Source organism: Stappia sp. P2PMeth1, from assembly GCF_900185735.1.
Taxonomy (GTDB): domain Bacteria; phylum Pseudomonadota; class Alphaproteobacteria; order Rhizobiales; family Stappiaceae; genus Stappia.
On record NZ_FYAW01000005.1, the window covers coordinates 19,978 to 40,143 of the forward strand.

General features: G+C 68.3%; 16 protein-coding genes and 1 tRNA gene. 7 read left to right on the forward strand and 10 right to left on the reverse strand.

All coding sequences use genetic code 11. The features are described from left to right. The first annotated feature begins 20 nt into the window (after window positions 1-20). Both P2PM1_RS01035 and pyk read left to right on the forward strand, forming a co-directional pair. Window positions 21-515, forward strand: coding sequence for a DUF1036 domain-containing protein (locus P2PM1_RS01035; RefSeq protein WP_244293230.1), 495 nt, complete (start codon window positions 21-23; stop codon window positions 513-515). Next, window positions 512-1,948 carry a pyruvate kinase gene (gene pyk, locus P2PM1_RS01040; RefSeq protein WP_186390339.1) on the forward strand — a complete coding sequence of 479 codons (1,437 nt, stop codon included), beginning with the start codon at window positions 512-514 and terminating at the stop codon, window positions 1,946-1,948. Before P2PM1_RS01035 ends, pyk begins: the two co-directional genes overlap by 4 nt. Window positions 1,949-1,996: 48 nt before the next feature. On the opposite strand, the gene P2PM1_RS01045 is transcribed toward pyk, so the two are convergent. The 5 genes from P2PM1_RS01045 to cpdR all read right to left on the reverse strand — a co-directional run bounded on the left by P2PM1_RS01045 (window position 1,997) and on the right by cpdR (window position 4,981). Then, complete coding sequence (locus P2PM1_RS01045) at window positions 1,997-3,067, reverse strand: alpha/beta fold hydrolase (RefSeq protein WP_186397874.1); 1,071 nt, start codon at window positions 3,065-3,067, stop codon at window positions 1,997-1,999. A 65-nt stretch (window positions 3,068-3,132) separates the two neighbouring features. Continuing rightward, window positions 3,133-3,798, reverse strand: coding sequence for a tetratricopeptide repeat protein (locus P2PM1_RS01050; protein ID WP_186397875.1), 666 nt, complete (start codon window positions 3,796-3,798; stop codon window positions 3,133-3,135). A 128-nt stretch (window positions 3,799-3,926) separates the two neighbouring features. Beyond that, window positions 3,927-4,052, reverse strand: a complete 126-nt coding sequence (gene ykgO, locus P2PM1_RS01055) for a type B 50S ribosomal protein L36 (protein WP_029059454.1) — start codon at window positions 4,050-4,052, stop codon at window positions 3,927-3,929. Window positions 4,053-4,295: 243 nt separating this feature from the next. Continuing rightward, window positions 4,296-4,370, reverse strand: a tRNA-Val gene (locus P2PM1_RS01060). A gap of 251 nt (window positions 4,371-4,621) precedes the next feature. Then, window positions 4,622-4,981, reverse strand: a complete 360-nt coding sequence (gene cpdR, locus P2PM1_RS01065) for a cell cycle two-component system response regulator CpdR (protein ID WP_067218617.1) — start codon at window positions 4,979-4,981, stop codon at window positions 4,622-4,624. A gap of 305 nt (window positions 4,982-5,286) precedes the next feature. On the opposite strand from cpdR, the gene P2PM1_RS01070 reads away from it, so the two are divergent. Together P2PM1_RS01070 and hisN are read left to right on the forward strand one after the other, a co-directional pair. Continuing rightward, window positions 5,287-6,177, forward strand: coding sequence for an N-formylglutamate amidohydrolase (locus P2PM1_RS01070; protein WP_186397876.1), 891 nt, complete (start codon window positions 5,287-5,289; stop codon window positions 6,175-6,177). Between the two features lie 548 nt (window positions 6,178-6,725). Further along, window positions 6,726-7,556 (forward strand): histidinol-phosphatase, encoded by an 831-nt coding sequence (gene hisN / locus P2PM1_RS01075; protein ID WP_186397877.1) that lies wholly within the window; start codon window positions 6,726-6,728, stop codon window positions 7,554-7,556. A 19-nt stretch (window positions 7,557-7,575) separates the two neighbouring features. On the opposite strand, the gene P2PM1_RS01080 is transcribed toward hisN, so the two are convergent. Both P2PM1_RS01080 and P2PM1_RS01085 read right to left on the reverse strand, forming a co-directional pair. Continuing rightward, window positions 7,576-8,535: an alpha/beta fold hydrolase gene (locus P2PM1_RS01080; protein WP_186397915.1), complete on the reverse strand. Its 960-nt coding sequence runs from the start codon at window positions 8,533-8,535 to the stop codon at window positions 7,576-7,578. A 175-nt stretch (window positions 8,536-8,710) separates the two neighbouring features. Beyond that, window positions 8,711-9,088 carry a hypothetical protein gene (locus P2PM1_RS01085; RefSeq protein ID WP_186390334.1) on the reverse strand — a complete coding sequence of 126 codons (378 nt, stop codon included), beginning with the start codon at window positions 9,086-9,088 and terminating at the stop codon, window positions 8,711-8,713. Window positions 9,089-9,357: 269 nt separating this feature from the next. Here P2PM1_RS01085 and P2PM1_RS01090 point away from each other — a divergent pair, with 269 nt between their 5' ends. Beyond that, a complete protein-coding gene (locus tag P2PM1_RS01090; RefSeq protein ID WP_186397878.1) occupies window positions 9,358-9,819 on the forward strand; it encodes an Hsp20 family protein in 462 nt (153 codons plus the stop codon). A gap of 169 nt (window positions 9,820-9,988) precedes the next feature. Here the strand turns inward: P2PM1_RS01090 and P2PM1_RS01095 are convergent, their stop codons facing one another. Together P2PM1_RS01095 and P2PM1_RS01100 are read right to left on the reverse strand one after the other, a co-directional pair. Beyond that, window positions 9,989-10,447: a hypothetical protein gene (locus tag P2PM1_RS01095; protein ID WP_186397879.1), complete on the reverse strand. Its 459-nt coding sequence runs from the start codon at window positions 10,445-10,447 to the stop codon at window positions 9,989-9,991. Between the two features lie 141 nt (window positions 10,448-10,588). Further along, window positions 10,589-11,623, reverse strand: coding sequence for a low specificity L-threonine aldolase (locus P2PM1_RS01100; RefSeq protein ID WP_186397880.1), 1,035 nt, complete (start codon window positions 11,621-11,623; stop codon window positions 10,589-10,591). A gap of 686 nt (window positions 11,624-12,309) precedes the next feature. On the opposite strand from P2PM1_RS01100, the gene gltB reads away from it, so the two are divergent. Both gltB and P2PM1_RS01110 read left to right on the forward strand, forming a co-directional pair. Beyond that, entirely contained in the window at window positions 12,310-17,028 is a 4,719-nt protein-coding gene (gltB, locus tag P2PM1_RS01105; protein WP_186397916.1) for a glutamate synthase large subunit, read from the forward strand. A 15-nt stretch (window positions 17,029-17,043) separates the two neighbouring features. Then, window positions 17,044-18,474: a glutamate synthase subunit beta gene (locus P2PM1_RS01110; RefSeq protein ID WP_186397881.1), complete on the forward strand. Its 1,431-nt coding sequence runs from the start codon at window positions 17,044-17,046 to the stop codon at window positions 18,472-18,474. 238 nt (window positions 18,475-18,712) lie between these two features. Here the strand turns inward: P2PM1_RS01110 and P2PM1_RS01115 are convergent, their stop codons facing one another. After that, window positions 18,713-20,029 carry a methyl-accepting chemotaxis protein gene (locus tag P2PM1_RS01115; RefSeq protein WP_208985154.1) on the reverse strand — a complete coding sequence of 439 codons (1,317 nt, stop codon included), beginning with the start codon at window positions 20,027-20,029 and terminating at the stop codon, window positions 18,713-18,715. Window positions 20,030-20,166: the final 137 nt, after the last annotated feature.

The following is a 20,166-nucleotide window of genomic DNA, read 5'->3' on the forward strand; positions in this document are numbered from 1 at the left end:
GTCGTGGCACGAGAAATCGAATGATGCAAAAAGCCGAGAGGCAGCGGCGAACCACGGCAGTCGGAACGATCGGGCGGGGACTTGCATCCTGCGGCGCGGCAGCGCTTGCCCTTGTCGCCCTTGGCCTTCTCACCGCGCAACCGGCCCAGGCCGAGCTTCGTCTGTGCAACAAGACCGAAAGCCAGGTCGGCGTCGCCATCGGCTATCGCGAGGAGGCCGACTGGGTCACCGAGGGCTGGTGGAACCTGCCGGCAAATTCCTGTGAAACGTTGGTGGCGGGCTCGCTCGTGTCACGTTTCTATTATATCTATGCGGTGGATTACGATCAGTTCGGGGAATGGGGCGGCCGCGCCTTCATGTGCACCCGCGAGAAGGAATTCACCATCCGGGGCATCGATGACTGCGTCGCGCGCGGCTTCGAGCGAACCGGATTCTTCGAAATCGACACGGGCGAGCAGACGAGCTGGACGGTTCAGCTCACCGAGCCCGTGCAAGGGGGGACAGGCGGACAATGAAGCGTGACAGGCGGGTCAAGATTCTTGCGACACTCGGACCCTCCTCCTCGGATCCGCAAACGATCGAGAAGCTCTACACCGCCGGTGCCGATGTCTTCCGCATCAACATGAGTCACACCGACCACCCGCGCCTGCATGCGCTGGTGGCGATGATTCGCGAGATCGAGACGAAGGTCGGCCGTCCCATCGGCATCCTCGCCGACCTGCAGGGACCGAAGCTGCGCGTCGGCACTTTCGAGGGCGACGCGGTGATGCTGGAGAACGGCGCCGGCTTCACCCTCGACAGCGACCCGGCGCCCGGCAATGCCGCCCGCGTCCACCTGCCCCATCGCGAGATCCTGGAGGCGCTCGAGCCCGGCCATCGCCTGCTGCTCGACGACGGCAAGATCCGCCTGCGCGTGACCTCCTGCGACCGGACCAGCGCCGAGACGGTGGTCGAGGTCGGCGGCAAGCTGTCCAACCGCAAGGGCGTCAGCGTTCCCGATACCGAGATCCCGGTCGGCGCGCTCACCCCGAAGGACAGCAAGGACCTCGACGCGGCGCTCGAAGCCGGCGTCGACTGGATCGCCCTGTCCTTCATCCAGCGCCCGGACGACCTTGCCGAGGTGCGCAAGGTGACGCGTGGGCGTGCCGGCATCCTCGCCAAGATCGAAAAGCCGCAGGCCATCGACCGGCTCTCCGAGATCATCGACCTCTCCGACGCGCTGATGGTCGCCCGCGGCGATCTCGGCGTCGAGATGCCGCTGGAACAGGTGCCGGGCCTGCAGAAGCAGATCGTCCGCGCCTGCCGCCGCGCCGGCAAGCCGGTGGTCGTCGCCACCCAGATGCTGGAATCGATGATCACCGCCCCGGTGCCGACCCGCGCCGAGGTCTCCGACGTCGCCACCGCCGTGTTCGAGGGCGCCGACGCGGTGATGCTCTCGGCCGAATCCGCTGCCGGCCAGTTCCCGGTCGAGGCCGTCGCCACCATGGACCGCATCGCCCGCCAGGTGGAGCGCGACCCGAACTATCGCGGCATCATCCACGCCCAGCGCCAGGAGCCGGAGCCGACCGGCGCCGATGCCATCGCCGCCGCCGCGCGGCAGATCGCCGAAACGCTGAACCTCGCCGCCGTGGTCTGCTACACCACCTCCGGCGCCACCGGCCTGCGCGCCGCGCGCGAGCGTCCCTCCGTGCCGGTCATCGTCATCTCGCCGGTCCTGTCGACCGCCCGCCGCCTGTCGCTGGCCTGGGGCCTGCACTGCGTCGTCTCGGACGACGCCCGCGACGAGAACGACATGGTCGACCGCGCCTGCCAGATCTCCTTCCAGCAGGAACTGGCCAAGCCCGGCCAGCGCATCATCACCACCGCCGGCGTGCCCTTCGGCACCCCCGGCTCGACCAACATGCTGCGCATCGCCTTTGTCGGCAGCGACGGTCGCGGCGGGCTCTGAGCCTCAGCCGCTCGCAGCAGCGGCGGGCTCTGAGCCACGTTCAGGGGCTCACTCGCTCGCAGCAGCAGCTTTCGACGGGACGGCCCTGGCCGTCCCGTTTTCGTTTCGGCTGCCCTCCCCGTCCCATCCCGCCTGCGGGAAGGCCAGTGCCACCACCTTGGCGATCTCCGCCAGCACCGCGTCGGTGCGCGTGTGATGCGGCATGTGGCCGGCGCCCTCCAGCGTCACCAGCCAGGCATTGGGCAGGTCCCGCACCAGCCCGTGCGAATGGATATGCGGATAGACGACGCCGTCCGTCTCGCCGGTGATCACCGCCGCCGGCTGGGCGATCTCGCGGTAGCGCGGCGAGGCCGCCTCCACCTCGCTCTTCAGGAAGGCGACGTCCCGCGCATTCGCCCGGAAGCTCCGCGGGCGGAACAGCAGCGGCAGGCCCAGCCGCTCGGCATAGGTCTGCGGCACCTCGCCCGGGCGGAAGACGCCGCCCATGGCGGTCGGCGCGACCAGCGCCGCGCCGAACGGGGCGAGCGTTGCGGAAAACACCGTGCCGGCGACCGGCAGCGCGGCGGCGTCGTAATACCAGTTGACGCCGCCCGGCCAGGGATGGGTCGCCGGCGCCAGGAACACCAGCCCGGCGAAGAGGTCCGGGCGGGCAAGTCCAAGCTGCGCCGCCACCGCCCCGCCCCAGGAATGGCCGACCGCCACCGCCCGCCCGATGCCGAGACTGTCGGCAAGGCCGGCGATCAGCGCCGCCTGGGCAAAGGGGCGGTGCATGTCACCGCCGCCGCGCTGCGAATGCCCGTGGCCGGGCCGGTCGACGAAGACGAGCCGCGCGGGCCTCCCCTTCTCCGCCGGCCATTCGCTCAGCGGCCCGGCCAGCGCCATATGCGGATCGCGCAAGTTGGCGCTCGCCCCATGCACGAAGACCAGCACCGGGTCGCCCGCCCGCCAGCCGTCGGGGCGCAGGTCGACATAGTGCAGCCGCACGCCGTCGATCTCGGCAAAGGCGCCGATCGGCGGATAGCGCGCCTCCGCCTCGCGCCCGCGCATCTCCGCCAAGAGGGCAAGGCCGGAGAGCAGCAGCGCCAGTGCCGACAGCAGGACAAGGGCAAGGGTAGGCATGGGCGGGCGGGTCCGGCTTTGCGAAGAACGGGCGACAGGGGAAAGGGCGGGTCCGCGCGGCCGCGTCAGATCGGCGAACCGGCCGCCGCCTTCTCCATGTCCTCGACCGCTTTACGCGCGTTTTCGCTGACCGGATGGATCCTCAGCACCTGGCGGAAGGTCTCCAGCGCCTCGTCCCTCCGCCCGATCCGCCGCAGGATGATGCCAAGGCCGGACATCGCGCCCCAGTGGCGCGGCTCCAGCGCCAGCACCCGCTCGATATCGACCATCGCGCGGCCGAAATCCTCGCGCAGGTAATTCACCGTGGCGCGGCGGTTCCAGGCTTCGGGGAAATCGGGGGCAAGCCGCACCGTCACGTCGAGCAGGTCGAGCGCCAGCGCATAGTCCTTGGCCTGCATGGCGGCGCCCGCGCGCATCATCAACAGGTCGACCGTGGCGCTGCCCGAGCGCGACCAGATCCGCTGGATGCGGCCGACCAGCGGGCGCGCCTGCTCGTCGCTGGTAACCTTGGCAAGTTCGGTGAACAGCCCGTCGAGCTCGCTTCTCGGCGTCTCGGTCTCCGTCACCGCCGGAGCGGGTCCGGAAGGCGGCTCGATCTCCGTCGTCGGCGCGTCGAGATCGTCGAGCGAGGGCGGCAGCACCTCGGGCGGCAGCACGTCCGGAGACAGCTCCTGCGCAAGCGCGGAGGCCCCGAAGCACACAAGGAAGCAGGCAAGCAGAAACGATCGCATTCAGGGAGTATGTCGCCCTGGATGCGATCGTCAATGGCATCAGCAAAAAGTGAAAGCGGTCAGGCCATTACGCCGTCGCCCGAGGCGTCCGCAGGGACGCGGGGCGATCAGCGGCCGGCCGTCGCGACTCAGCCCTGGCGGGCCTTGAAGCGCGGCGCCTTCTTGTTGATGATGTAGACGCGGCCCTTGCGGCGAACCATGCGGTTGTCGCGATGACGGCCCATCAGCGCCTTGAGCGAATTCTTGATCTTCATCGTCTCGTCTCCGTCAACGGTGCCACGTTGGCGGCGGCATCCTCATGTTGCGCCTCGCCTTGCGGCATCGGCTCTCTGGCGTCCTGACCCGGCGGATCCGCCGTCGTCGCGCTGGTTCGACAAGAACCGCGCGCCGGGGGCGATGCCCGATCCGCGACGGCAGGCGGCGTGATGCAGCGCTGCCATGGCGGACGGTTGCCGGGCTGTGCCGACCGCCTCGCAATCTCGGCGGTCCGGCGAAGATGGTGGGCGTGACAGGGATTGAACCTGTGACCCCTACGATGTCAACGTAGTGCTCTCCCGCTGAGCTACACGCCCGAAACTCTTCGGTTCCGGCAAGCCGCCGATGTCGACCCAGCAAGCCGCCGATGGCGACAAGGTGTCGAAATCCGGCAAATTGCCGTGGTCCGGCAGGAAGCCGGAAACCCGACGCCGACGGGACGGCGCGGTGGGATGCGATATAGCGGGCTTCGATTTTCGGTGCAAGCCCTTCTCGCAAACTTAATTGTCCGCCCGCGCGCCCGCTCCATGCGCGGTGGAAAACCTGTTGAGAGCCGGCAGCAAGCCGCTCAGGCGGCCAGCATGCGCTCCACTTCCAGCACCAGGTCCTTCAGGTGGAACGGCTTGGACAGGACCTTGGCATCCTTGGGCGCCTGCGAGTCCGGGTTCAAGGCCACGGCGGCGAAGCCGGTGATGAACATCACCTTCAGGTCCGGGTCGAGCTGGGTCGCCCGGCGGGCCAGTTCGATCCCGTCCATCTCCGGCATCACGATGTCGGTCAGGAGCAGCGAGAAGGGCTCCTCGCGCAGGCGCTCATAGGCGCTCTTGCCATTGTCGAAAGAGACGACGTCGTATCCCGCCTTCTGCAGCGCCTTGGCGAGGAAGCGGCGCATGTCATTGTCGTCTTCCGCAAGTAGGATCCGTGTCATTCGTCGCTTCCGTTCCGCTTCGCCTGGCGAATCTGCCGATCTTGCGCGCGCCCAACTTGCGCGCATCCGGTCTTGCGCATCCGGTCTTGCGCATCCTCGGACGGGCAGACGCGGGAGGTTCGCCCGAAGATCCCGTTTTGGCACATCTTTCGGATCGTTATAAGGCCGAACGACGGTAAACATCCAGTGAAAGCGGCGTCCCGCCGGTCGGGCGCATCGGTTACCCACCGCCCGTGTGGACATTAACGCCGATTCGGGGGCAAATAGGGAAGTTTGACGAAGATCGTCCGGCGGAGAGCATGCCCATGCAGGTCATCAGCGGGTTTCAGGAGACGCCGCCTTTCGACGTTCTGCAGCCTGCCGAGCAGTCCGCCCCCTTCGTCTTCAACTCCCCCCATTCCGGGCGGCATTACCCCCTTCCATTCCTGCAGTCCTCGCGGCTCGACGCGATGGCGATCCGCCGCTCGGAGGATGCCTTCGTCGACGAGCTCTTCGCCGGCGTCGTCGATCTGGGGGCGCCGCTCCTGTGCGCCCGCTTCCCGCGCGCCTATCTCGACGTCAACCGCGAGCCCTATGAGCTCGATCCGAAGATGTATGAGGACCGGCTGCCGCCCTATGCCAACAGCCGCTCGATCCGCGTCGCCGGCGGGCTCGGCACCATCGCCCGCGTCGTCGGCGAGGCGCAGGAGATCTATCGCGAGCGCCTCCCCGTGCGCGAGGCGCTCGACCGCATCGAGACCATCTACAAGCCCTATCACCAGACCCTGCGCCGCCTGCTGGCGCGCACCCATGTCGCCTTCGGCCATGCGGTGCTGATCGACTGCCACTCCATGCCCTCGACCATCCGCACCAGCGACAATGGCCCGCGGCCCGACTTCATCCTGGGCGACCGCTACGGCACCAGTTGCGCCCGCTCGGTCATCGACCAGGCGAGCGACATCCTGCGCGGCATGGGCTACACGGTGGCGCGCAACAAGCCCTATGCCGGCGGCTTCATCACCGAGCATTACGGCCGCCCGGCCAAGGGCCTGCACGCCCTGCAGGTGGAGATCAATCGCAGCCTCTACATGGACGAGGCGCGCACCGACCGCAGCTCCGGCTTCGCCGAGCTTGCCCGCGACCTGCGCCGCTTCTGCGAGGAGCTGGTGGCAGGCAGCGATGCCGATCTCGCGCCGGACGCGCTGGCGGCCGAATAGCCTCCCCCCGCCCCTTTCCCCTCGCCTTCCCCGACCCGTTCACGTCGACCCAGGGACGACCGCGCCTGCGGCAGCCGGAAAGCCGCGCAGAAAAAAGGGCCGCTCTCTTGCGAGGCGGCCCGAGTCTAGGGAGGAAACGCCCAAGGAGGGCGGCGCGACATGGCAAGCCATATCGCACTGCAACAAGTTTCCATCGCGACGCACAAAAGTCAAGCCACCCGGTCGAATTTTCTCCGAAAAAATCCGAAGCTCATGAAATTTATTAATATATTTCAAATAGATAGCTATTGATAAATCCCCTTGAATAATTCGTCGCACCCCCTGCCGCGGCGTGTTCTTGCCGGTCCGGTTCTGCATAAAATGCTGCCATACGGCGACCTGCCTCATTTTAAGGCAGCGACTCGGCGCGGCCATCCGGCGGCAGCGTCGCTTTCCGGACATTGCCCGCCGCCCGTTCACAGGCTATTGCGGGCGGGGCGGCGCCGTCGTGGCGCCGCGCCCCATCCGTGCACCTCGACCCGCTAGTCGCCCCCGCAAGGAACCGACCGATGCCCCATTCAGGTCCCCAGCCTGGCCCTCTCCCCGAAAACCTTCTGTCCGAAGACCTTGCCGCTTTCGCCGATGACCTGTGCCGCGCGTCGGCGGCGGCGATCCTGCCGCATTTCCGGGAAATCCTGTCGGTGGAAAACAAGATCGCCGAGGGCTTCGATCCGGTGACGGTTGCCGACCGGGCCGGCGAGGAGGCCTTGCGCGCCCTGATCGAGGCGCGCTTTCCCGATCACGGCATCCTTGGCGAGGAGCATGGCAGCGTCCGTCTCGATGCCGAGCATGTCTGGGTGCTCGATCCGATCGACGGCACCCGCGCCTTCATCTGCGGCCTGCCCACCTGGGGCACCCTGATCGGCGTGACGCGCGCCGGCCGGCCGGTCTTCGGCGTCATGGACCAGCCTTATGTGGCGGAGCGGTTCCTCGGCGATGGCGAGGCCGCCTGGCTGGTCAACCGCGACGGCCGCCGGCCGCTTGCCACCCGCCCCTGCGCGGACCTTTCGCAGGCGATCATGTGCACCACCCATCCGGGCCTGTTCCAGGGCGCCGAGCAGGCGGTCTACCGGCGGATCGAGGGCACCGTGCGCACCGCCCGCTACGGCACCGACTGCTACGGCTATTGCATGATCGCCAGCGGCCAGGTCGACCTCGTCATCGAGACCGGCCTGCAGCCCTATGACATCGTCGCCCTCGCGCCGATCGTCGAGGGCGCCGGCGGGGTGGTGACCAACTGGAGCGGCGGCTCGCCGGCCGCCGGCGGCCAGATCGTCGCTTCCGGCGATCCGGTCCTGCACGACAAGGTGCTGGAGATCCTCGCCTCCGCCGCCGTGTGAGGCAGCGGCTCGCCTGGGCTCAAAGGCTCCAGGCGCCGGCCGGCTCGCCGTCGCTGACGAAGGCGTCGAAGGCGGCAAGGAACTGGTCGCGGTGGAAGTCGTCTTCCATCAGCAATTCGTGGCGGGCCCCGGCGATCTCGACATAGCGGCAGGAGCGGGTCTGGCGGGCGAAGCGCTCGCTGGCCCGCGGCGAGACGACCTGGTCGCCGGTCGAGGCGACCAGCAGCACCGGCAGTTGCAGCGAGGGGCCGAAATCCGGCTCGAAGAAGCGTTTCATCGCCCGGCAGGCCGCCGCCAGCCAGTCGATGGTCGGCCCGCCGACCTCCAGCTCCGGATGGGCGGAGAGCACCGCCGCGTTGCGGCGGAAGCGGAATTCGTCACAGGTCAGCGGATTGCCCTCGAAGGGGATGTCGAGCCGCGCCTTGCCACCGGGCACGAAGGCGGTGCCGAAGCCGACCGCCGACAGCGCTGCCGACAACGGGCAGATCAGGCCCTGCGGCAGGCCGACCTTGCCGAGGCCGAGCAGCGGCGCCGACAGCACCGCCCGCTCGATGCGGGTGCGCAGCCGCCCGGCCGCCAGCAGCAGCACCGCGCCGCCGGTCGAATGCGCCAGCACATGGTGCGGACCGGGCATCGAGGCGAGCGACACCTTGTCCATCACCGTGTCGAGATCGGTGACGAAATCGGCGAAATCGTCCACATGGCCGCGCGCCGGGTTGGACAGCAGGCGCTCAGACCCGCCCTGGCCGCGCCAGTCGAAGGTGACGACGGCAAAGCCGCGCGCCCGCAGGTCCGCGACGGTCTCGAAATATTTCTCGATGAATTCGGCCCGGCCCTGCAGCAAGGTCACCGTGCCCTTCAGCGGGCTGCGGTCGGGCATCCAGCGCGCCGTGCGCAGGCGGATGCCGTCGGGCGTCGTCACCTGCTGGCAGACCGCTCCGGCCGGAACCGGATTGTCCGGATGATCGTAGAGCTGCATTGCCACCCGCGCCGTGCTCCAGCCTGTCGGCCTTGTTGGCGACGGGAGGGGCCCCGCCGCGTCGGGACAAGTCCAACGATCCCGGTATCTTGACCCATACAGGAGCGCGGCCGCCGGCTCAACTCCGGCGGCCCCGTTTGCGGTCGGCGGGCGGGCATCGCGGCCCGCCGAAAGGTCACATCCGGCCGTAGCCGCCCCAGCCGTGGCCGCGGCCGATCGGCGAGCGGCCGACGACCTCGCCCGAATAGGCATCGACCACCAGGCGCTGCGACATGCCGCGATGGCCGCGGGCATGGGCGACATAGACATGGCCCTGCGAGCGCAGGTTGCTGATGTCCCGGTAGCCCTGGCGGTGCAGCCGGTGGACGATCTGGCGCGGGGCGAGCCGCTCATACCGGTAGCCGCGCCGGTCGTGGCCGCGGTAGCCGGCGACCTGCAGTTCGATGCTGAGGCCGGCCGACGGGCCGCCGGTGCGGATCTCGAAAGCCTGGGCACTGGGCGCCGCAAGGGCGAGGCCAAGGACGGCGGCGGCGGCGAGAAGCGACTTCCTCATGGATCTGTCTCCTGTTGGGGCGCGTCAGCGCCTGTTGACGATCATGAAGATGCACCGCCCCGCGTGAACCCTCCCGGAAGGCGCCGTTCACCTGCCGTTCAGGTCGAAAATCCGGCCCGCCCGTCCCTCTTGAAAGCCGTTTTCGCCCTCCCCATCTCGTAAGGCGCGGGCGCCACGAACGGGCCCGCGCGCGGTTCCCCTCCCGGCCATGACGGCGGGACACAGCGGAACCGGAACCATCATCTGTTGCTCAACGAGAGGACACACCGATGCGTCACTTCGATTTCAGCCCGCTCTATCGGTCCACCGTCGGCTTCGACCGCCTGCTCTCCATGCTCGACAGCACCAGCGGCCAGGAGACGCCGAGCTATCCGCCCTACAATATCGAGCGCACCGGCGAGAACGCCTACCGCATCACCATGGCGGTGGCCGGCTTCGGCGAAGGTGACCTGACGATCGAGGCCAAGGAGCACACGCTCACCATCAAGGGCGAGCGCGCCCAGGAGACCGAGGCCGGCGAGGTGCTCTATCGCGGCATCGCCGCGCGCGCCTTCGAGCGCCGCTTCCAGCTCGCCGACCATGTCGAGGTCAAGGGCGCCAGCCTGGAGAACGGCCTGCTGCATATCGACCTGGCCCGCGAGATCCCCGAGGCGATGAAGCCCCGCAAGATCGAGATCGGCAAGGCCGGCCAGAAACAGATCGAGAAGCAGATCGAGGGCAGCACCCACTAAAGATCCACCCCTGAAGGATCAGGCACCGACACCCGGCAGGCGGACCCTCGCGATCCCCCCTCGGCGAGAGAGACGCCTGCCCCTCGCGCCCGGCCTTGCGAAAGGCCGGGCGCCTTGCGTTCTGGCCGGCCTTTCCCAAGGCCGGGCGCCTTGCGTTCGGGGCACCCCGTCAGCGCGACAGTTCGAACTGGATCTCGATGCGGTTGTAGCCGGCCTTGCCGCCGCGCCAGTCGTGATAGACCTCCCGGCTCTGGCCCGACAGATGGTGCCGCGTCTCGCCGATGGCGCGCAGCAAGGGCGCGTATCCTTGCGTGAACAGGGTCCGGACCGGCCCCAGATGCACGGCGGAGGCCACCATGATCGGCTCCAGATGCAGAACCTCCAGCGGGCCGTCATAGGCGGCGGCACCCGCCACCGGCAGGCAGATGCGCCAGTCGAACGCGGTCTTGCCGTCGCGCGGCAGGTTCTGCGCGAGGAAAGTCCAGGGCCCCGCCGCCGCAAGACCGGCGCGCTGGCGCTCCGCCTCGATCACGGTCGACAGCTCGGCGGCGGCCGATGCCACCTCGGGAATGGTCAGCCTGCGGGCCATCGACAGGACATGCATGTCCTCGGTGGGATGGATCTTCATCGGCAATCGCTCCGGTCGTTTCGCTTGAACCGGCGCGAAGCTAGCCCCGTTCGGCTTTGCGCCAACTCAGAATACGAAAACCGTTTCCAAATTTCCGGCAGGACAGCCGCGCGCGGAGAAAATTCTTCTACGGGCAGCCGCCTACCCCGCGGCGATCTCCAGGAAGCGCGCGACCTCTTCCGGCTTGGTCGCGAACGACGTCACCAGCCGCACGCCGGACGTGCCCTCGCCCGCTTCGATCTCCGGCCATTCGTAGAACGCCGCGCCCGCTTCGCGCAGCCGCGCGATGGTACCAAGGTCGAGCACCGGGAACACCTCGTTCGCCTCCACCGGATGGGCGAGCGCATGGCCGGACGCCGCAAGTCCCTCGGCAAGTCGGCTCGCCATCGCATTGGCGTGGCGGGCGCTGTCCAGCCAGTGGCCGTTCTCCAGATAGCCGTCGAGCTGGGCCGCGACGAAACGCGACTTGGAGAACAGATGCCCGGCGCGCGAGCGGTGCGCGGCAAGATCGCGCAAGGCATCCTGGTTGAACACCACGATCGCCTCGGCGCACCAGCAGCCGTTCTTGGTGCCGCCGAAGGACAGGACATCGATCCCCGCCTTCCAGGTCATCTCCGCCGGGCTGCACTGGAGATGCACCAGGGCATTGGCGAAGCGCGCCCCGTCCATGTGGCAGACGAGACCGCGTTCCTTCGCAGCCCGCGTCAGCGCCGCCAGCTCGCCGGGGCCATAGACCGTGCCGCATTCGCTCGCCTGGGTCAGGCTCACCGCCACCGGCGTGCCGAAGCGGCTGCCGTCCGGGTGCTTGGCCAGTTCGCGCGAGAGGCTGTCCGCCGAGATCCGCCCGTTCCGCGTTTCCACCGGCACCATCTTCATGCCGTGCGAGAAGAACTCCGTCGCCCCCCACTCGTCGCACAGCACATGGGCGATGTCGCTGGTCAGCACCAGCCCGCCCGGCCTGGCGCAGGCCGCCAGGGTCAGCGCATTGGCCGCCGTGCCGGTGGCGGTGAACCAGACCGTCAGGTCGTCTTTCTCGAAGATCTCGCGAAACCGGTCGCGGACCTTGAGGGTGAGCGGGTCCGTGCCATAGGCTGGCGCGGCGCCCGTGTTGTGGCGAAGCATCGCATCCATGACCGGCTGCGAGGCCCCCGCCCAATTGTCGCTGGCGAAGATCATGGCGCGATCTAAGACCGGGGCACGCAGCCTTGCAAGCCCGTCCGTAGGCTTCCCTGAGGGCATGCGCGGGACCCATCTGCCTCGTCCGCCGACAGATTCTTTCCTTCGCGCCGCGCCGGCGTTGCGATAATGACAAAACGCCCCATGCCCGGCGCAAGAAATAGTTTTGCGCGGGCTTGCAAGCCGCTTGCTCCCCCCCTTGAAATCTGGCATTGTGCGCCTCCGCCAGATAGGACAGGATTACTGTCCCTTTTGGACGGAGCGGAAGCGGCCGGGGCTGGCCGGCTTCCGCTGGAGCGCATCCCGCGCCCGCAGCACTCGGCCTTGGAGCGCCAGGCGCATCCGGTGGCTGAACGCAAGGGCCGGCATATGCTACAACAGGGCGCGGCATGCCCTGCGATCCCGCCCGGCCGCGGTGCCGGGGCGATGCAGGTCAGGGGCCGCGTCACCGGTGCAGCGCTGTTGCGCGGCACCGGCAGGAAGATGCCGACGGCACGTCCCGCGAGGGACACGAACCGCCGGAAAAGGCGGACCGAAGGGCAGGTCCGCTTCACTGGTCAGCGTCAGGGCGAACGCCCGTTCGACGGACGAGCCGGGCTCCTCGATCACGAGCGAGCGCGACCCGAACGGAGAAGGACGGTCCCGGCGCAGGATGAAAGAGGGCAGACATGAGCAAGACCGAAGCGATGATCGAGGCGCTGGACTTCGTGACCGAAACCGCACCGGCCAAAGCGACGACTGCCCGCAAAACGCTGAACGAGCGACGCGCGGAGGCCGCGCGCGTCGGCCTCTACAATCCCGCCCGCGAGCATGACGCCTGCGGCGTCGGCTTCGTCGCCCATCTCAAGGGCGTCGCCTCCCACCGCATCATTGCCGATGGGTTGCAGGTGCTGGAAAACCTCACCCATCGCGGCGCGGTCGGCGCCGACCCGTTGATGGGCGACGGCGCCGGCATGCTGGTGCAGATCCCGCACGACTTCTTCGTGGCTGAGGCGAAGGGCCTCGGCATCGACCTTCCCGAAAAGGGCCGCTACGGCGTCGGCTTCCTGTTCCTGCCGCAGGACGCGGCGCTGCGCCGCCGCTGCGAGGAGATCGTCGAGCGCGTCATCAACGCCGAAGGCCAGGCCTGCCTTGGCTGGCGCGACGTGCCGGTCGACAATTCCTCGCTGTCCAAGGCGCCGGACATCGCCGCGACCGAGCCCCGCTCGCGCCAGGTCTTCATCGCCTGCCGCGACTGCGAGACCGAGGACGATTTCGAGCGCCGCCTCTTCGTGCTGCGCAAGGTGATCTCCAACACCATCCGCGCCGAGACCGACGCGGTCGGCCGCGGCTTCTACATCGTCTCGCTGTCGAGCCGGACGCTGGTCTACAAGGGCATGTTCCTCGCCTATCAGCTCGGCGCCTATTACGCCGACCTGAAGGACCCGCGCTTCACCTCGGCGCTGGCGCTCGTCCACCAGCGCTTCTCGACCAACACCTTCCCGTCCTGGGAGCTCGCCCATCCCTATCGGATGGTCGCCCATAACGGCGAGATCAACACGTTGCGCGGCAACGTCAACTGGATGGCCGCGCGCCAGGCCAGCGTCTCCTCGCCGCTGTTTGGCGACGACATCACCAAACTGTGGCCGATCTCCTACGAGGGCCAGTCCGACACCGCCTGCTTCGACAACGCGCTCGAGTTCCTGGTGCGCGGCGGCTATTCGCTCGCCCATGCGGCGATGATGCTGATCCCCGAGGCCTGGGCCGGCAACCCGCTCATGGACGAGAACCTGCGGGCCTTCTACGAGTACCATGCCGCCCTGATGGAGCCGTGGGACGGGCCGGCCGCCGTCGCCTTCACCGACGGCCGCCAGATCGGCGCGACGCTCGACCGCAACGGCCTGCGCCCGGCGCGCTACGTGGTCACCGACGACGACTTCGTCATCATGTCCTCCGAGGTCGGCGTGCTGCCGGTGCCGGAGGAGAAGATCATCCGCAAGTGGCGGCTGCAGCCGGGCAAGATGCTCTTGATCGATCTCCGGGAAGGCCGGATCATTTCCGACGAGGAGATCAAGCGCCAGCTCTCCACCGCCAATCCCTACAAGGACTGGCTGCACCGCACCCAGATCGTGCTGGAGGAGATGCCGGCGGTGCGCGGCCGCGCGCCGGTCGCCGCCGAGACCCTGCTCGACCGCCAGCAGGCCTTCGGCTACACCCAGGAGGACATCAAGCTCTTGATGCAGCCGATGGCGACCGTCGGCCAGGAAGCCATCGGCTCGATGGGCACCGACACGCCGATCTCCGCCCTGTCGGACAAGCCGAAGCTGCTCTACACCTATTTCAAGCAGAACTTCGCCCAGGTCACCAACCCGCCGATCGACCCGATCCGCGAGGAGCTGGTGATGAGCCTCGTCTCCTTCATCGGGCCGCGGCCGAACCTGTTCGACCTCAAGGGCCTCGCCACCTCCAAGCGTCTGGAGGTGCGCCAGCCGATCCTCACCAATGACGATCTGGAGAAGATCCGCACCATCGGCGACACCGCCGACAACCAGTTCTCGGCCAAGACGCTGGACATCACCTATGGCGCGGCCAAGGGCGCGGCGGGCATGCGCGAGGCGCTCGACAACCTGTGCGCCCATGCCGAGAAGGCGGTCACCAACGGCTACAACATCGTCATCCTGTCCGACCGGCTGGTCAGCCGCGGCCGCATCGCCATCCCGGCGCTGCTGGCAACGGCCGCCGTGCACCATCACCTGATCCGCAAGGGCCTGCGCACTTCGGTCGGCCTGGTGGTGGAGACCGGCGAGGCGCGCGAGGTGCATCACTTCTGCGTGCTGGCCGGCTACGGCGCGGAGGCGATCAACCCCTATCTCGCCTTCGAGACGCTGCTGCAGCTCCATGCCGAGCTCGACTTTCCCGAAGAGGTCGACGCCGACGAGGTCGTCTACCGCTACATCAAGTCGATCGACAAGGGCATCCTCAAGGTCATGTCCAAGATGGGCATCTCGACCTACCAGTCCTATTGCGGCGCCCAGATCTTCGACGCGGTCGGCCTGTCGACCGATTTCGTCAACGAGTATTTCTTCGGCACCGCGACGATGATCGAGGGCATCGGCCTTGCCGAGGTCGCCGAGGAAACCACCCGCCGCCACGCCGTCGCCTTCGCCGACGTGCCGGTGCTGCGCCGCTCGCTCGATGTCGGCGGCGAATATGCCTATCGGGTGCGCGGCGAGAACCACCTGTGGACGCCGGAAGGCGTCGCCTTCCTGCAGCACGCGGTGCGCTCCAACCTGCCCGACCAGTATCGCGAGTTCGCCCGCGAGACCAACGAGCACAACGGCCGCTTCACCATCCGCGGGCTGTTCCGTGTCAAGACCGCCGAGGATGTCGGCCGCGCGCCGATCGCCCTCGACGAGGTCGAGACGGCCGCCGAGATCGTCAAGCGCTTCTCGACCGGCGCCATGTCCTTCGGCTCGATCTCGCGCGAGGCCCACTCGACGCTCGCCGTCGCCATGAACCGGATCGGCGGCAAGTCGAACACCGGCGAGGGCGGCGAGGAGCCGGAGCGCTACCGGCCGCTGCCGGACGGCTCGCAGAACCCGATGCGCTCGGCGATCAAGCAGGTCGCCTCGGGCCGCTTCGGCGTGACCACCGACTATCTGGTCAACTCCGACGTCATCCAGATCAAGGTGGCCCAGGGCGCCAAGCCCGGCGAGGGCGGCCAGTTGCCCGGCCACAAGGTCGACGCGGTGATCGCCAAGGTCCGCCATTCGACGCAAGGCGTCGGCCTGATCTCGCCGCCGCCGCATCACGACATCTATTCGATCGAGGATCTGGCGCAGCTCATCTACGACCTGAAGAACGTCAACCCGGTCGCCGACATCTCGGTCAAGCTGGTGTCGGAAGTCGGCGTCGGCACGGTCGCCGCCGGCGTTGCCAAGGCGCGCGCCGACCACATCACCGTGTCCGGCTATGACGGCGGCACCGGCGCCTCGCCGCTGACCTCGATCAAGCACGCCGGCAGCCCCTGGGAGATCGGCCTTGCCGAGACCCAGCAGACCCTGGTGCTGAACGGGCTGCGCTCGCGCATCGCCCTGCAGGTCGACGGCGGGTTGAAGACCGGGCGCGACGTCATCGTCGGCGCGCTGCTCGGTGCCGACGAGTTCGGCTTCTCGACCGCGCCGCTGATCGCCGCCGGCTGCATCATGATGCGCAAGTGCCACCTCAACACCTGCCCGGTCGGCATCGCCACCCAGGATCCGGTGCTGCGCAAGCGCTTCAAGGGCGCGCCGGAGCATGTGGTCAACTACTTCTTCTTCGTCGCCGAGGAAGTGCGCGAGATCATGGCCGCGATGGGCATCGCCCGCTTCGAGGAGCTGATCGGCCGCACCGACCTGCTCGACCAGGAGACGGCGATCGACCACTGGAAGGCCCGCGGCCTCGACTTCTCGCGCATCTTCCACATGCCGGACGCCCCGGCCGAGGAGAAGCGCTGGACCCAGCGCCAGAAGCATCCGATCGACGACGTGCTCGACCGCCGCCTGATCGCCGCCGCCGCGCCGGCGCTGGAGCGCAAGGAGCCGGTCGTGATCACCGAGACCATCGGCAATGTCGACCGCTCCGCCGGTGCGATGCTGTCGGGCGAGGTGGCGCGGCGCTACGGCCATAAGGGCCTGAAGGGCGGCACCATCGACGTGCGGCTGACCGGCACCGCCGGCCAGGCCTTCGGCGCCTTCCTGGCGCGCGGCGTCAGCCTGACGCTGGAGGGCGATGCCAACGACTATGTCGGCAAGGGCCTTGCCGGCGGCAAGCTGGTCATCCGGCCGAACCCGAAGAGCGCCGCCGATCCGGACTACTCGATCATCGCCGGCAACACCGTGCTCTACGGCGCGACCGAGGGCGAATGCTACATCCGCGGCATCGCCGGCGAGCGTTTCGCGGTCCGCAACTCGGGCGCCATCGCCGTCGTCGAGGGCGTCGGCGACCATGGCTGCGAATACATGACCGGCGGTGTCGTCGTCGTGCTCGGCTGGACCGGGCGCAACTTCGCCGCTGGCATGTCGGGCGGCGTCGCCTATGTGCTGGACGAGGACGGCTCGTTCCGCAACCGCTGCAACCTCGCCATGGTCGATATCGAGCCGGTCCCGGAGGAGGACGACCTCCTGGAGAAGCTCCACCACCATGGCGGCGACATCGAGCACAAGGGCCGCGTCGACCTGTCGGCCGACATGACCCGGCACGACGACGAGCGGCTGCGCCAGATCATCTCCAACCACATCGCCCATACCGGCTCGGCCTGGGCGCAGGAGATCCTGGAGAGGTGGGACGAGTTCCGCCCGAAATTCGTGAAGGTGATGCCGGTCGAGTACCGCCGCGCCCTCAGGGAAATGGAAGAAAAGCGGCTCGGCCTGGTGGCGGCCGAGTAAGGGAGACGACAGATCATGGGAAAAGTCACCGGTTTCCTGGAGATCGACCGGCAGGAACAGAAGTACCAGCCGGCCTCCGACCGCATCCGCCACTTCCGCGAGTTCACCCTGCCGCTTGCCGACAAGGACGTCGAGCGGCAGGCCGCCCGCTGCATGGATTGCGGCGTGCCCTATTGCCATGGCCCCGTCGGCTGTCCGGTCAACAACCAGATCCCGGACTGGAACGACCTCGTCTATAACGGCGACTGGGAAGAGGCGGCGCGCAACCTGCACTCGACCAACAACTTCCCCGAGTTCACCGGCCGCATCTGCCCCGCCCCTTGCGAGGAAGCCTGCACGCTGAACCTCGAGGACGCGCCGGTCGCCATCAAGACGGTGGAACAGGCGATCGCCGACAAGGCCTGGGCCGAAGGGTGGATCCGCCCCGAGCCGGCGCCGTTCCGCACCGGCAAGACGGTCGCCATCGTCGGCTCCGGTCCCGCCGGCCTTGCCGCCGCCCAGCAGCTCGCCCGCGCCGGCCACACGGTGCATGTCTACGAGCGCGAGCCGCGCGCCGGCGGCCTGCTGCGCTACGGCATTCCCGACTTCAAGATGGAAAAGCACTATATCGATCGCCGGGTCGAGCAGATGGAGGGCGAGGGCGTCGTCTTCCATTACGGCGCCAATGTCGGCGTCAACCTGACGGTGGACGAGCTCAAGCAGCGCCATGACGCGGTGCTGCTGACCGCAGGTGCCGAGCGCCCGCGCGATCCCGAGCTGCCGGGCATGGACCTTCAGGGCTGCATGTATGCCATGCCCTTCCTGGTCCAGCAGAACCGCCGCGTCGGCGGCGAGGACGTCACGGCCGAGCCGCCCTACTGGGCCGGCGGCAAGCATGTCGTCGTCATCGGCGGCGGCGACACCGCCTCCGACTGCGTCGGCACCTCGTTCCGCCAGGGCGCCCTCTCGGTGACCCAGCTCGACATCCGCCCGCGTCCGCCGGAGAAGGAGGACAAGCTGACGGTCTGGCCGTACTGGCCGACCAAGATGCGCACCTCGTCCAGCCAGGCGGAGGGCGCCGAGCGCGAATTCGCCGCCGCCACCCTCGCCGTCGTCGGCGAGGACGGCCACGTCACCGGCGTCAAATGCGCCCGCGTCGACGAGAAGCGCCGGCCGATCCCGGGCAGCGAGTTCATCCTGCGCGCCGAACTGGTGCTGGTCGCCATCGGCTTTGCCGGTCCGCTGGAGGGCACCTATCTCGCCGAGCTCGGAGACAGCATCGAGCGCGACGCCCGCGCCAACGTCAAGGCCAACACCCAGGACTACAAGACCTCGATCGACGGCATCTTCGCCGCCGGCGACGTCCGCCGCGGCCAGTCGCTGGTGGTCTGGGCGATCCGCGAGGGCCGCCAGGCGGCGCGGGCCATCGACCTGCATCTGACCGGCAGCTCCAACCTGCCGCGCTGACCGGGCCGATTTTGCGACGCGTGAGGCCGTTTGAGACGGGTTTTCGCAAAATCTCGCAAAATTTTGCAAAATCGTCTCAAAAAAAGATGAGCAATATCAAAGGGAAAGGCGCCGCTTGCGGCGCCTTTCTCAATTTCTCAAGGCCTCAGAACCCGACTTGTCCCCGCTCCGCGGGCGGGCCGGCGCATCGCCTGTCCCCGCAGCGCGGGACCCCTTCGCCCGCTCGCTATCCCCGCCCTCACGCGGCGCGCGAGCTGCCCTCATAGCTGTCGCGGATGCTCGACAGGAAGCCGCCGACCTGCTGGCGCAGCGCCTCGGAGAGCTCGGCAAGCTCGGAACTCGCCCCGCGGATCTCGTCCGCCGCCGCCCGTGTCGAGCCGCTGGCGCGGCCGAGCGCGTCCATGCTGGAGGCGACGTTCTCGGTGCTTTGCGTCGCGAACTCGACGCTCTGGCTGATCTCGCCGGTCGCCGCCATCTGCTTCTGCACCGACTGCAGGATCGTGTCGGAAATCGCGTGGATGCGCTCCACCGTGCCGGCGATCGAGCGGATCGCCCCGACCGCCTGTTCGGACACCTGCTGCACCGCCTCGACCTGCTGCGAGATATCCTCGGTCGCGCGCGAGGTCTGGCCGGCCAAGGTCTTGACTTCATTGGCAACGACGGCAAAGCCCCGGCCCATCTCCCCGGCCCGCGCCGCCTCGATGGTGGCGTTGAGCGCCAGAAGGTTGGTCTGGTCGGCGATCTGCTTGATCAGGTCGACCACCTCGCCGATCGCCCTCCCGCTCTCGGCCAGCCGCCCGACGATCGTGTCGGTGGAGCGGGATTCCTCCACCGCCGCCCGCGCCATCTGCGCCGCCTGCTCCATCTCCCGGCCGATCGACAGGATCGACTGGGTCATCTCGTCGGCCGCTTCCGCCGCCGTGGAGACCGAGCTGGAGGCCTGGATCGAGGAGCCGGAGGCCTCGTCGACGGCGCTCGTCGCCATGTCGACCGCCCCGTCGAGATCCTTGGTCAGATGCGCGACGCGCCCGGCCGCATCGCCCAGCCGCAGCACGACGACGCCGACGGTCTGCTCGAATTCGGAGGCGACCTGCTTGAGCGTCTCGCCGCGCTGGCGCGCCATCTGCTCCTGCTGTTCCAGCGCCGCGCGCGCGTCCTGCTGTGCCTTTTCCGACAGCCGCACGCGGAAATCCGCCACCGAACGGGCGATGGCGCCGATCTCGTCGCGCCGCTCCGCGCCGGCGACGGTGATGCCGAAGTCGCCGCCCGACAGGGCGACCAGCCCCTCCTGCAGCGCCTTCAGCGGCCGCCGCACGCCCATCGCCAGCCAGAAGGCCAGCGCCAGGAAGGCGATGCCGACCGGCGTGCAGACCAGCGCGATCTCGATCATGTTGTGGAGGATCAGGCCGTCGAGCTTCGCCGTCGCGGTGGGACCGAGAAACTCCTGCGCCTGCGCCGGATCGCCCAGCGCCGACAGCAGCGAATGACGGAAGACATAGAAGGCATAGCCCGTTCCCCCCATCATGATCAGGGCTGCCGACGCGACCATGAGCATGAATCTGCCCATCACCGTGAGGGACCAGGGAGAGGAACGGGAAATGGCCATGTCGGGACCCGGGCTAGATTGCGTCGCCGACAAGCTGCCTCAGAAACATGAACATTTGGGTAATGTCTCGGTCGATTCGACCGATC

Coding starts and splice junctions, on each gene's coding strand:
- hisN (WP_186397877.1), top strand. CDS start 6,726: ATGCCCCATTCAGGTCCCCAGCCTGGCCCTCTCCCCGAAAACCTTCTG.
- ykgO (WP_029059454.1), bottom strand. CDS start 4,052: ATGAAGATCAAGAATTCGCTCAAGGCGCTGATGGGCCGTCATCGCGAC.
- P2PM1_RS01095 (WP_186397879.1), bottom strand. CDS start 10,447: ATGAAGATCCATCCCACCGAGGACATGCATGTCCTGTCGATGGCCCGC.
- P2PM1_RS01070 (WP_186397876.1), top strand. CDS start 5,287: ATGCAGGTCATCAGCGGGTTTCAGGAGACGCCGCCTTTCGACGTTCTG.
- P2PM1_RS01115 (WP_208985154.1), bottom strand. CDS start 20,029: ATGCTCATGGTCGCGTCGGCAGCCCTGATCATGATGGGGGGAACGGGC.
- pyk (WP_186390339.1), top strand. CDS start 512: ATGAAGCGTGACAGGCGGGTCAAGATTCTTGCGACACTCGGACCCTCC.
- P2PM1_RS01050 (WP_186397875.1), bottom strand. CDS start 3,798: ATGCGATCGTTTCTGCTTGCCTGCTTCCTTGTGTGCTTCGGGGCCTCC.
- gltB (WP_186397916.1), top strand. CDS start 12,310: ATGATCGAGGCGCTGGACTTCGTGACCGAAACCGCACCGGCCAAAGCG.
- P2PM1_RS01035 (WP_244293230.1), top strand. CDS start 21: ATGATGCAAAAAGCCGAGAGGCAGCGGCGAACCACGGCAGTCGGAACG.
- P2PM1_RS01045 (WP_186397874.1), bottom strand. CDS start 3,067: ATGCCTACCCTTGCCCTTGTCCTGCTGTCGGCACTGGCGCTGCTGCTC.
- P2PM1_RS01100 (WP_186397880.1), bottom strand. CDS start 11,623: ATGATCTTCGCCAGCGACAATTGGGCGGGGGCCTCGCAGCCGGTCATG.
- P2PM1_RS01080 (WP_186397915.1), bottom strand. CDS start 8,535: ATGCAGCTCTACGATCATCCGGACAATCCGGTTCCGGCCGGAGCGGTC.
- P2PM1_RS01110 (WP_186397881.1), top strand. CDS start 17,044: ATGGGAAAAGTCACCGGTTTCCTGGAGATCGACCGGCAGGAACAGAAG.
- P2PM1_RS01090 (WP_186397878.1), top strand. CDS start 9,358: ATGCGTCACTTCGATTTCAGCCCGCTCTATCGGTCCACCGTCGGCTTC.
- cpdR (WP_067218617.1), bottom strand. CDS start 4,981: ATGACACGGATCCTACTTGCGGAAGACGACAATGACATGCGCCGCTTC.
- P2PM1_RS01085 (WP_186390334.1), bottom strand. CDS start 9,088: ATGAGGAAGTCGCTTCTCGCCGCCGCCGCCGTCCTTGGCCTCGCCCTT.